This is a genomic window from Longicatena sp. (genome assembly GCF_982403165.1).
The window spans coordinates 1-12,209 of sequence record NZ_CEVYEL010000069.1 but is presented as its reverse complement, the minus strand read 5'-3'; the positions used below and the strand labels follow the sequence as shown (position 1 = coordinate 12,209).

The window sequence follows — 12,209 nt, the reverse complement described above, 5'->3', positions numbered from 1 at the left end:
ATGGACAAAAATGTTTTAATTATTTTGTGTGTCTACTTGACACAAGCTGATCACTATGGTATAGTTGTAATATTTCAATAAATCCATTACAATAAGAAACTAAATAGGGGTGATAGTATTGAAAGAAATTGTGAAAGAAGCTATAAAATTAAGCTTTCCGGTTATGATTGGGTATGTCTTTTTAGGTATGGCATTTGGCATCTTATGTGAACAACAAGGATATTCTGCGCTGTGGGCCTTTTTCATGAGTTTTTTTGTTTATGCAGGCAGTATGCAGTTCGTTATGTTAACTTTTTTTCATTCTGGTTTTCATTTGCTAGAGGCGGCAATAGTTACACTTACAGTAAATGCCAGACAATTGTTTTATGGATTATCTTTTTTAGATGTGTTTAGCAGAATGGGAAAAAAGAAGTGGTATATGATATTCTCTTTAACAGATGAAACCTATTCTTTATTATGTGCCATTCCTGATCAAAAAGCGGAACATGGGAAGAAGTTGATGTTTTTCATTTCTCTCTTTGATCAATGCTACTGGGTCATAGGATCAGTGATTGGTGCCGTTTTAGGAAGTCTGTTAAATTTTGATACAACCGGAATTGACTTTGCTATGACAGCTTTATTTACTGTCATCTTTGTAGAACAATGGCTGCATACTGTCAATCATCTGCCTGCTTATATTGCGGCTTTCGCCATTCTTATAAGTATTGTTGTCTTTGGCTTTGATAACTTTTTATTACCGGCATTATTGCTTCTGGTTATCTTCTTGCTGATCTTTGAGAAAAATGTTGAACGAAGAAAGGAAGAACGATCATGATAACGACACAGGCATCGTTGAGCATTATTTTAGTTGTAGCTTTTTGTACTTTCCTAACCAGAGCGATACCATTTCTCATCTTTAAAAACCCGGATAAACTTCCTAAAAGAATCCTATATCTTGGCAAAGTATTACCGATGGCAATCATGCTTTGTCTTATCATATATTGTGTCCGCCATACAGCCTTTATGTCATATCCCTATGGAATTCCAGAGTTTCTGGGAATTGGATGTGTTGTCTTATTGCATATATGGAAACGTAATAATATGATCAGTATCATTGGCGGCACGTTTGTTTATATGATGCTGATTCAAGTTGTTTTTGCCTAAACATATGTTTATGATGAAGGCAGCAAAGAGGAGCTTATGCCATCTGCATAGAGTAAAAAGTCATTATCTTTTAGACGTTAATGTAAAAGCGTTTTAGGATAGTGCTTTTTTTTATTGTGTCTTTGATACAAGGACAAGCATCGCCGGATTGTTTATGTTAAGAAAACTATTTCAGAAAATTTATAAGCTTTTTACATTATCACTTTCATTTCATTTCATATGTGCTATAATTATCATCACATACATAAAGTAAAAAGAAAGGAAGGTGCCGAATTATGGCCGAAAAAAGAATTTACAACTTCTCAGCTGGACCATCCATGCTGCCACTGGAGGTATTGAAAAAAGCACAATCGCAGATGCTGAATTATGAGGGCAGTGGAATGTCGGTCATGGAGATGAGTCATCGTTCCAAGGCATATGATGCCATTATTAAAAAGACAGAGGAAAGACTTAGAACCATTCTGGCAATTCCTAATAACTATAAAGTATTATTTCTGCAGGGAGGGGCAACTTCACAGTTTTCAATGGTGCCTTTAAATCTGCTGCAAAAAGGGAAAGCAGATTACATCGTCACCGGATATTTTGCCAATAAAGCATATGCCGAAGCGAAGAAATATGGGGATATTGCTTTGGCAGGAACAAGTAAGGATAAAGATTTTACGTATATTCCAAAACAGCAGGAGCTGGCATTAAACAAGGATGCGGATTATGTTTATTTGTGCGCCAATAACACGATCTATGGTACAGAGTGGAAATATGTACCGGATACAAAGGGAGTGCCTATCGTTGCGGATATGTCCAGCAATATCTTATCAAAACCGATTCGGGTAGAGGATTATGGCATCATCTTTGCCGGAGCACAGAAAAACATGGGCTGCGCCGGTTTGACTGTTGCCATTGTACGTGAGGATCTGATTGGCCATGCGAAGGAATTTACACCTGTTATGATGGATTATGCACCACTTGCCGAAAAAGATTCTATGTACAACACACCACCAACGTATGCCATCTATATTTTAGGCTTAGTATTGGAATGGATCGAAGAGATGGGTGGCTTAGCTGTCATGGCAAAGCGTAATGAAGAAAAAGCGAAGCTGTTATATACGTATTTAGATACAAGCGATTTCTATCAGACACAGGTAAATCCAAGTGATCGTTCTTTGATGAATGTGACTTTCCGTTCTCCGAATGCAGAATTGGATGCACTGTTTGCGAAGGAAAGTGCGGCAGCCGGTATGAGCAACCTGAAAGGCCATCGTGCAGTAGGTGGTATGCGGGCATCCATTTATAATGCCATGCCTATGGAAGGTGTAGAAACACTGATTGCCTTCATGAAGAAATTTGAAGAAGAAAATAAGTGAGGGAAAACCATATGAAAGTAAAATTATTTAATAAGATAGCAGAAGCAGGAATTCAACAGTTTGATGAAACCAAATATAGCTTTAGCGAAGACTTTGATGACTATGATGCCATCATGGTGCGTAGCGCGAAGCTGCATGATGTAGCATTTCCAGCTTCTTTGAAATGTATTGCGAGAGCCGGTGCCGGCGTCAATAATATTCCATTGGATAAGTGCAGTGAGCAAGGTATTGTTGTCTTCAATACACCGGGAGCAAATGCCAATGCGGTTAAAGAATTGGTGATTGCGGCGCTGATCTTAAGTGGCCGTAAAATTGCTCAAGGTGTGAACTGGGTGAAATCACTGGAAGGTGAAGATATTTCCAAGGCGGTTGAAAAAGGTAAGAGCCAATTTGTCGGTCCGGAGATTGCCGGAAAAAAGTTGGGCGTCATTGGTTTAGGTGCCATCGGTGTACAAGTGGCAAATGCAGCGGCGGCCATGGATATGGAAGTGTATGGGTATGACCCTTATATTTCCGTACAGGCGGCATGGACCTTAAAGTCCCGCATTCATCATGCAAAGGATCTAAAAACGATCTTTGAGGAATGTGATTATATCACCGTGCATGTACCCTATATGGAAGCTACGAAAAACATTGTCAGTGCGGAAGGCATTGCCATGATGAAGGATGGCGTACGTGTCTTAAACTTCGCTCGTGGTGGTCTTGTTGATGATGAAGCAATGGTAAAAGCCTTACAGGCAGGTAAGATTGGCAGCTATGTTACCGATTTTCCTACCAATGCGCTGATGCAGTTTGATAATGTTATCGGAGTTCCTCACTTAGGTGCTTCAACACCGGAAAGTGAAGAAAATTGTGCGGTGATGGCAGCTAAGGAGATCATGGATTATCTGGAAAATGGCAATATTACGCACTCTGTGAATTTACCGGATATGCAAATCACACAGGAAACCAAGTATCGTATCTGTATCATTAATAAAAATATTCCGGATATGATCAGCAGCGTATCCACAGCGCTAGGTAATCATGGTATCAATATTGAAAACATGGCTAGTAAAGGTAAGAAAGATTATGCGTATACCATTTTAGAAACCAATGATGAAGTAAGTGAAGAATTGGTGCAGCGCTTACAGGAACGTGAAGGTATTGTCATGGCACGTTTGATTGTAAAATAAAGAAGGATAAAGAAAGTAACATGTGATATGATCACTTCTTTCGTAGACAACGTAAATAAATAAAACGTTGTTTACAAAAGGAGTGATCTTTTTGTATAGGAATCTCCTTATAAAAAAATGTATCTGGAATGCTGGATACCATATTCAAGGTTATTGTATGTGAATAAAGGTACATACGATAGGATCATCAAAAATGTGAAAAAGAATATAGGGCTAGTCAGTCTTTTGAACACTTTGCCATAGCGAGCAATACCATGATCATGAGCAATTTGGTTACTAAGATTTTCTTCATGCTTTTGCCGAAATATGCTATAATTGGCAGTACCTGCTGGCTGGATGAGGTAAGATATTATCCAAAACCATGCAAGCTAATGAGTGTAAAAGAGAGGATGAGGCTGTGTGCATTCCTTGATCATTGCAGAGAAACCGGAATTAGGAAGAGCAATCGCAAAGGCCATTGATGGACCAAGTAAAGAAGTGCGAGGAGTCATCGTCAAAAAGAATGTGACGATTACTTGGGCATATGGTCATTTATTGCGTCTTTGTGAACCAGATGAGTATGATGCAAAATATAAAAAATGGCGTAAAGAAGATCTGCCGATTTGTTTTGAAAACTGGAAGCTAGTTCCTGATGGCAATAAGAAAGAGCGCGTCATGCAGATCATGGCATTGATAGAGCAATGTGATCAAATCATTCATGCAGGTGACCCGGATGATGAAGGACAATTTCTAATCGATGAAATTTTACAATATGCGCAAAATACGAAGCCTGTTAAGCGGGTATATATCAATGATAATACTCCGGCGAATATAAAAAAAGCCTTTCATGAGCTTATTGATAATGATGAAAAGCTCATAGCTATAGGGCGTAGTGCCTATGCCAGAGCAGTGGCGGATTATGTGGTGGGCATTAATTATTCGCGTTTATATTCCTTAGCATTAAGACGCAGTGGGATGAGTGTGGGACGTGTGCAAAGTCCTACCCTTGGATTGATTGTGACAAGGGATGAGCAAATTGATAACCATGTAAAACAAAAGTATTATGAGTGGCATGTCGATGGTGCACTATTACATGAAGATGTTCTTATTCCTTTTGTTTTTAAACCGAAATCTGATTTGTTGGATGATGGAAAACATATCTTGCATAAAGAGATATTGGAAGAAATTGCACAACAGGTTCATCAACAGGATGTACAAAAAGTAAAAGTTGAGGAAAAAGAAATAGAAGTGCGGCCGCCATTACCTTTTAATCTAGCCAAATTGCAAGCACATATGAATACCAAATATGGTTTTACATTGGCAAAGACAGATCAGATTACACAAACGCTGCGAGATAAATATCAGGCAATCACGTATAACCGCAGTGATTCGCAGTATTTAAAGGAAGAACATTTTACAGAGGCTGATAAAGTATTGCCACATGTTATGGCAAAATTGCAGGAAAGCTATCCGGTAGATTATCAAATTCATTCTGAATGCTTTAATGATAAATATGTTACGGCACATCATGCTATCATTCCTACCATGAGTGATTTCCCTATCCAAGCACTATTGCCTGATGAACGGAAAGTGTATGAAGAAATATGCCGTTATTACATCATGCAATTTTTACCACCAATTAAAAAACGACAAGTGATTGCCAGTATCAAAAGCGAACAAGGGGAATTAAGAGCAGTCAGTACCTTTATCTTAGATGAAGGCTATAAACAGTTCTTTCAACCAGAAAAAGAAGATGATGGCGATCATGAAGAAACAGACAGTGGCAAGTTTACTTTACCAAAAGGGAATTATGAGGCAGTCTTACAAGAGGATGTCTTTGTGGAAAAAGAAACAAATCCACCAAAACGTTATACTCAAGCAACGTTGATCAAAGACATGACAAGCATCGCAAAGTATGTGAAGGATAAAGAAATTAAGGATATTCTAAAGAAAAAGGATAAAGGGAAAAAAGGCGAAAACGGTTCAATCGGTACGAGTGCTACGCGTTCACAAATTGTGGAAACCTTGTTGAAACGAGGATATGTCGTCATGAAGGGAAAACAAATCTTATCCACACAGCTAGGAAAGGATTTTTATCACCTATTGCCTGACGAAATTAAAACCGCTGATTTAACTGCCAAATGGTGGGTCATTCAAGAAGATATCAAGGAAGGGAAAGCAGATGTGAAAACGCTGGTAGACAGTGTGCTGGAAGCTTTTATCCCCCATCTAAAAGAGGATCTTTCTCATGTAAAGGTGGAGAGTGTGCCTATTGATGACAAACGTGAAGCCGTTGGCATTTGTCCAGTATGCGGAAATAAAATCGTGGAAAATACGAAAGGCTTTGGCTGTGTCAATTATCGCAATGGCTGTAAATTCGCACTTTGGAAAGAGGATCGATTCTTACAGGGGATTGGAAAAACCATGAACAAGGCGATGGCAGAAAAGTTATTAAAAGATAAGTATTGTCTGGTAAAGGTGATGCAAGAAGAAACAGAAAGTATCAAAATCTTGCAATTAGGTATTCGCAATGGCAGAGCTGTATATCGTCTGTTGGATTATCAAAAAACTCAATAGTAGAAAAACCAAAAGAAACTTTCAGAAAAACGAGATCATACGGTTTAAACATAAAAAAATCCTTCCATATATCCGATAAGGATGGGAAGGATTTTTCTTATGCACATACGTGCGAACAGTCAGTTAGAATACTACTGCTCTTCGTAGTAGCATCCTTCTTCCTGAGAAGGAGGAAAACGTCTGTCCTTTTCAACGTCGATATCACGGTACATTTCGTTGCCATTTGCATCATAGCAAGCATATTTACCAGTTTTTTCGCAGTTCATTCCAGGACGGTATTTCTTTCGTGCCATTTCTAACACCTCCTGCTTGTAGTATGGGATGTTCCTAAAAAGTTATACGAAAACATTGTTTTTTTCGTAAAACTTGATACAATAAAACTGCAAGATGGAGGATGATTATGAAGATACTCGCTAGTGATTATGATGGAACATTGCGTACAGAAGAGCTGGTCGCAGAAAAGGATATTGAGGCAATTGCACGTTTTCGCAAGGCCGGTAATCTGTTTGGTATCGTTACCGGACGCAGCATGGAGTCTTTACAAAAGGAGATCGAGCGTAATGGATTTACCTATGATTTTATCATAACCAACAATGGCGGTGTCATATATGATGGGGATGGTAATTTGTTGGAATGTATGTTTATGGAATATAATCATGCATTGGACATCATCAGTTATATTAAGACTTTAGATTGTGTCTCTTATGTTATTAATGATGGATATCATCGATATAAATTCAGTGTAGATAAAAATCAGATTGATCATAAATATGGAAATATGCCGGATGCTTCTGATGCGGAAGAAACTATTTTAGACCGCGGTAAGATTGCGCAGCTGGTCGTATCTTTGAACGATACGATTCTGGCAGAGGAAATCGCGCATTACATTAATGCGAATTTTAAAGGCTATGCGACAGCTTTTATTAATGTGAATTGTGTAGACATTGTTCCTCATGGGGTATCCAAAGCTGAGGGGTTATATTATATCGAAGATCATTTCGGGTTGGATCATGATGCCATATATGCAATCGGAGACTCCTTTAACGATTTGCCGATGCTGGAAGAATTTCATGGCAGTACATTGTCACATGCCCGCAGTGTAATCAAAGAACAAATTGGTGTAGTGTATGATAGTGTTGCGGATTGTATTAATGAAATAATGAAAGAGATGTAGTTTGATAGGATCCCTCTAAAGTAGACAACGGAAATAAATAAACGTTGTTTATGAAAGGTGGGATCTTTTTTTATTTCAGGAAAGGAGCAGGGTTTGCTTCTGGTAAAATCTGTTTACAAAACGAAAAAAGATAGAAGTGTGGGGCAAAATCTTGACGCTTTTTGTATGGGAGTGTTTGATTCTATGCTATAATAATACATACGAGAGGAGTGTTTTTCTCATGAGCTATTTCACACTGAATAATCTATGGGTATTGATCAGACAATTGGCTGATATTGCCTGCGTCTGGGCATTGGTATACTATTGTTTGAAAATCGTTAAGAATAATTCTAGAACCATTCAGATCTTTAAAGGTATTCTATTGGTTATCATTGTTAAGGCCATTGCCACTTATCTGGAATTAAATACGATAGCAGCTATGACAACATCCATCATGAATTGGGGAGTGCCTGCAATTATCATCATCTTCCAACCGGAGATTCGTAGTATTCTGGAGAAAATTGGTAAGACCAGCGTCTTTTCACGTATCTCCACGTTGACAGTGAATGAACGTGAAAATTTAGTGGATGAGCTAGTTAAAGCATGTGCGGAGATGTCTAAGACAAAGACCGGCGCTTTAATTTCGATAGAACAAGGACATTCGTTAAGTGATTTCATTAAAACCGGAACACCGATGAATTCCGTCGTGTCCAGTGAGTTATTATGCTCCATCTTTCAATATGGCACGCCGCTGCATGATGGTGCCGTCATTATCCAAGGGGTAAAGATTGCCTGTGCTGCTGCCTATTTCCCACCGACTTCCAGAGAACTGCCTACCAGTTATGGAGCACGTCATCGCGCTGCTGTTGGTATTAGTGAAATTACCGATTCCATCACGATCATCGTCAGTGAAGAGACCGGGAATATTTCGATTGCCCAAGAAGGAAAACTTACGGTGTATTCGGAAGCAAGTTTGCGGGAATTCTTGATGAATATCTTAGGCACACAAAGCAATGTGAAGGAAAAAGAAGAAAGCAGTGTGAAAAAGAAAGAAAGCAAACCGGACAACAAGCTGCCTGCCGGTAAGAAACAAGGGTTTTTTGCACATTATTTCAAAGGAAAGAATCGACGGGCAAAAAACAATGTTGAAACAGCTAATAAATATACGAAGAAAAAGAAGGATAAACAAGCACCGGTTCATGAACAGGATGTGGTGATCGTAGAAAACAGTAAGGAAAAGATTGAAATAGAAGATCTTGCTGTAAAACAGGATGCACCATTAGATCAACTATTTGAAACAATTGTTGATACGGATACCGTGACGGATAAAAAAGACATGGAAGAGGAAACCAAAGAGGTTATTGATAAGACATCTATGATGGAAGAGACTTTGATGGAACCGGTAAAGAAAAAGCGTAAACGTCGTACCAAGGCGCAAATAGAAGCGGATAAAGCAAAAGAAAATCGTAAGAAAGAGGAAAGTCAAGATAATAAGAAGCAGAAGAAAGAAACAAAGAAAAAGAAAGAAGATTTGAAGCTGTCACATGATGATACAGAAAACCATAGTAAAGTAAATCCATTAAGTAGTATGGGTATGGCCGATGATCTTTTTAATGATGTCATTGAACCTGAGGCAATCGTATTGCATTATGAAAAAGCAGATGAAGAAGATGATTCCTCCTTACAGAATGATGATGAAAGGAGTGATTCTTAATGGCAAAGAAGAAAAAAAGAACACAGCTAAGCTCAGAAGGAAAGACAGAGTTAGCCAAGGCGATTGCTGAAAAGTCCCAAACTTTTGCGAAAACATATGCCAATGTGGAAATTCGTTTAAGCCGTGTCTTTCGCTGGATTAGCGGTTGGGTAGATAAATTATTATTTAATCAGAAGCATGGCAAGATTGTTGCTTTAATGGTTGCTGTTTTGTTTTATTTCGGGATGAGTTCTGATAATAGTGGATTGTTTGAAAATATGAAGAGTGCGGAAACCTTAGGAGAGTATAAGGTAAGTGCGGTCGTATCCAATCAAGCTTATGAAGTCACTGGTTTGGATGAGATGGTAAAGGTGCGTATCATTGGGGATATCAGTGATATCAAAAGTGTGAAACAACAGAAAAATTTCCGTGTCGTTGCGAATTTGACGGATCTTACGGAAGGAACACATGAAGTAAAATATACGACAGAGGGTGCACCAAGTCGTGTTGAAGTAGTATTGGAACCGAGCAATGGCATCGTGACCATCAAGAAAAAATCAATTCGCAGTTTTACGTTAGGATATGATTTTGTGAATCGTTCGAATATGGACAGTATCTACGATTTAGGCGAACCAGAATTAGAGCAGGGCGAAGTTCATGTTCGGGCATCTGCGGAAACTTTAGATTCGATTGCTTATGTCAAAGCTTTGATTGATGTTAAGAAAAATTACACAAGTGATTTTACGACCGAAGCGACGATAGCTGCATATGATGATAAAGGAAATAAGATGGATGTAGATATTATTCCGGATAAGATGAATGCGCATGTCAAAGTCAGCAAGCCCAATAAGCGCGTAAGCTTAAGCATTGTGCCAAATGGTGTAATACCGGCAAATAAAGCGATTGAATCGTATAAATTAAATCATGATAAGGTTACAGTATACGCAAAACAAAGTGTATTGGATCAGATTGAAGTATTACCGATCACGATACCGGCATCTACACTGACCAGCAATCGTGACTTCCCGATGCCGATCGTTCCTCCTAATGGAGTGACAAAAATCAGTGAAAGCGTTGTAAATATATCTGTGAAATTGGCAGATAAAAAAGAACGTGTCATGAATAAAGTACCAATCAAAATCGAAAATGGCATGGATGGTTTTACCTTTGCGTTGGCAAATGGTACACAGCAAAATGCAAGTGTGACTATTTCCGGGGCAAAAAAGGTCATTGATAAAGTTAAGATCGAGGATCTGCATGTTTATGTAGATGTCAGTAAGATTGATAAGGCAGGTACGTATGAGCAACCACTTATTGTAGAAGGCAAAAACAAACTGGCGACGTATGCAGTGAAAAATGCGACAGTAACAATTGCGGTGAAAGAAAAGTAAAAGGAAGGAATGACATTATGGGAAAATATTTTGGAACCGATGGTGCACGTGGACGCGCCAATGATACACTCACTTTGGATATGGCAGTGCGCATCGGACAGTATCTGGGATGGTATTATGGAAAAAAGCGCCATGCAAAAATCTTGATTGGGAAAGATACACGCCTTAGCAGTGATATGTTTGAAATGGGATTAGCAGCTGGTGCAACTTCCACAGGAGCAAACGTATATCTATTAGGGGTATGTCCTACCCCTTCCGTTTCGTATTTGGTACAAAAGGAGCATTTTGATTGTGGTATCATGGTCAGTGCTTCCCATAACCCTTATCATGATAATGGGATCAAGCTCTTTAACCACGAAGGGTGCAAAATGAATCCAGAAATCGAAGTAGAAGTCGAACGTTATATCGATGGTGAAATCATGATTGACTTGGCGCATGAAGATAAAATAGGAAAAGTTTTGGAATGGGATGAAGGATTAGAATTATATGAATCTCATTTAAAAGATATCGTACCTTTAGATTTGAACGGCATGCGCATTGCCTTGGATCTGGCAAATGGTTCAGCAACTAGCTGTGCAGCAGAAACATTAACCGCATTAGGCGCTACGGTAGAGGTTATTCATTCAGCTCCTAATGGTGTGAATATCAATACCAAATGTGGTTCTACACATCCGGAAGAATTACAGCAGATGATGAAGGATGGCGATTACCATGTGGGATTTGCCTTTGATGGAGATGCCGATCGTTTGATTGCGGTAAATGAGGATGGCGAACTTATCAACGGTGATTATACGATGTATATCTGTGGCTGTTATATGCATGAAAAAGGGCAGTTACATGAGGATGTCGTAGTTACTACGGTTATGAGCAATCTTGGTTTATATCATGCGTTTGATAAAAAGGGCATTCGTTATGAACAAACGGCAGTCGGTGATAAATATGTGTTTGAATGCATGCGGGAACATGACTATTCAATCGGTGGTGAACAAAGTGGACATATCATTTTCTATGAACATGAAAACACCGGAGATGGTTTGTTTACCGCATTAAAGCTGCTGGAAGTAATGAAGGCAACAGGAAAGTCATTAAAACAGCTGAGCGAAGGGTTGTTTATATATCCGCAATTATTGATTAATACGGTGGTAAAGAATAAACAGGCTGCTTTAGAAGATAAAGAATTGCAGGCACAAGTAGATGCTGTTGCCCAGGAATTAGGCGATAATGGCAGAATTTTGGTAAGACCAAGTGGAACAGAGCCATTGATTCGTGTTATGGTAGAAGCTGAAACAGATGAACTTTGTGCATCTTATGTAAATCGTGTGATTGATTTTATCAAAGAAAAACAATTATAAGAATACTTCGGGGTGTTAAAAAAAGCACCCTTTTTATATTTGTGATGTGTTTGTGATAGTGTGTTTGAAATTCATTTATTGTAAGCTTGTTTAGCATCTAGCAAAGCAAGATTTGTCCATGATAACAATTTTATGCGATTACCAAAATTTTCCAATTTAGATTGACGAATGCCCAAAAATACGTTATAAATAAAAAGAATAAAGATTATATTTCTGGAAATTAAAAGTAACTTCATTCGTACAAAAAGGTATGCTTTTATAAATATACACCAAGATTGCGTATTTTGGTGTTTTTTTTTGTTTTTTTCTGTATTTTCATACGAAATAACTTGTTATTCTATAGTTTTTTGAACATACAAAATCGTATACGATATCGTATACGATTTTG

At 38.4% G+C, this 12,209-nt stretch carries 10 protein-coding genes; 9 read left to right on the top strand and 1 reads right to left on the bottom strand.

All coding sequences use genetic code 11. From position 1 onward, the window contains the following. Positions 1 to 109 precede the first annotated feature (109 nt). From AC1VS3_RS11510 to AC1VS3_RS11490, 5 genes are all read left to right on the top strand, one after another. The gene (locus AC1VS3_RS11510) at positions 110 to 814 is read left to right on the top strand and encodes an AzlC family ABC transporter permease (protein ID WP_226897019.1); all 705 of its coding nucleotides are present in this window, start codon (positions 110 to 112) and stop codon (positions 812 to 814) included. Beyond that, positions 811 to 1,143, top strand: coding sequence for a branched-chain amino acid transporter permease (locus AC1VS3_RS11505; RefSeq protein ID WP_008687130.1), 333 nt, complete (start codon positions 811 to 813; stop codon positions 1,141 to 1,143). Before AC1VS3_RS11510 ends, AC1VS3_RS11505 begins: the two co-directional genes overlap by 4 nt. Positions 1,144 to 1,418: 275 nt before the next feature. After that, positions 1,419 to 2,504, top strand: a complete 1,086-nt coding sequence (gene serC, locus AC1VS3_RS11500; protein ID WP_008687132.1) for a 3-phosphoserine/phosphohydroxythreonine transaminase — start codon at positions 1,419 to 1,421, stop codon at positions 2,502 to 2,504. A gap of 11 nt (positions 2,505 to 2,515) precedes the next feature. Beyond that, positions 2,516 to 3,676 (top strand): 3-phosphoglycerate dehydrogenase family protein, encoded by a 1,161-nt coding sequence (locus AC1VS3_RS11495; RefSeq protein WP_008687134.1) that lies wholly within the window; start codon positions 2,516 to 2,518, stop codon positions 3,674 to 3,676. Between the two features lie 399 nt (positions 3,677 to 4,075). Continuing rightward, the gene (locus tag AC1VS3_RS11490; RefSeq protein WP_008687136.1) at positions 4,076 to 6,232 is read left to right on the top strand and encodes a DNA topoisomerase; all 2,157 of its coding nucleotides are present in this window, start codon (positions 4,076 to 4,078) and stop codon (positions 6,230 to 6,232) included. Between the two features lie 131 nt (positions 6,233 to 6,363). On the opposite strand, the gene AC1VS3_RS11485 is transcribed toward AC1VS3_RS11490, so the two are convergent. Then, entirely contained in the window at positions 6,364 to 6,525 is a 162-nt protein-coding gene (locus tag AC1VS3_RS11485) for a hypothetical protein (RefSeq protein WP_008687137.1), read from the bottom strand. Positions 6,526 to 6,632: 107 nt separating this feature from the next. Here AC1VS3_RS11485 and AC1VS3_RS11480 point away from each other — a divergent pair, with 107 nt between their 5' ends. The 4 genes from AC1VS3_RS11480 to glmM all read left to right on the top strand — a co-directional run bounded on the left by AC1VS3_RS11480 (position 6,633) and on the right by glmM (position 11,821). After that, complete coding sequence (locus AC1VS3_RS11480; RefSeq protein WP_008687138.1) at positions 6,633 to 7,406, top strand: HAD-IIB family hydrolase; 774 nt, start codon at positions 6,633 to 6,635, stop codon at positions 7,404 to 7,406. 220 nt (positions 7,407 to 7,626) lie between these two features. After that, positions 7,627 to 9,099, top strand: coding sequence for a diadenylate cyclase CdaA (gene cdaA / locus AC1VS3_RS11475; RefSeq protein ID WP_008687139.1), 1,473 nt, complete (start codon positions 7,627 to 7,629; stop codon positions 9,097 to 9,099). Then, entirely contained in the window at positions 9,099 to 10,469 is a 1,371-nt protein-coding gene (locus tag AC1VS3_RS11470; protein WP_008687140.1) for a CdaR family protein, read from the top strand. Before cdaA ends, AC1VS3_RS11470 begins: the two co-directional genes overlap by 1 nt. Before the next feature lie 17 nt (positions 10,470 to 10,486). After that, on the top strand, positions 10,487 to 11,821 hold the full coding sequence (gene glmM / locus AC1VS3_RS11465) for a phosphoglucosamine mutase (RefSeq protein ID WP_008687141.1): 1,335 nt from the start codon (positions 10,487 to 10,489) through the stop codon (positions 11,819 to 11,821). Positions 11,822 to 12,209 lie beyond the last annotated feature (388 nt).

Coding starts and splice junctions, on each gene's coding strand:
- AC1VS3_RS11505 (WP_008687130.1), top strand. CDS start 811: ATGATAACGACACAGGCATCGTTGAGCATTATTTTAGTTGTAGCTTTT.
- serC (WP_008687132.1), top strand. CDS start 1,419: ATGGCCGAAAAAAGAATTTACAACTTCTCAGCTGGACCATCCATGCTG.
- AC1VS3_RS11495 (WP_008687134.1), top strand. CDS start 2,516: ATGAAAGTAAAATTATTTAATAAGATAGCAGAAGCAGGAATTCAACAG.
- AC1VS3_RS11485 (WP_008687137.1), bottom strand. CDS start 6,525: ATGGCACGAAAGAAATACCGTCCTGGAATGAACTGCGAAAAAACTGGT.
- AC1VS3_RS11480 (WP_008687138.1), top strand. CDS start 6,633: ATGAAGATACTCGCTAGTGATTATGATGGAACATTGCGTACAGAAGAG.
- cdaA (WP_008687139.1), top strand. CDS start 7,627: ATGAGCTATTTCACACTGAATAATCTATGGGTATTGATCAGACAATTG.
- AC1VS3_RS11470 (WP_008687140.1), top strand. CDS start 9,099: ATGGCAAAGAAGAAAAAAAGAACACAGCTAAGCTCAGAAGGAAAGACA.
- glmM (WP_008687141.1), top strand. CDS start 10,487: ATGGGAAAATATTTTGGAACCGATGGTGCACGTGGACGCGCCAATGAT.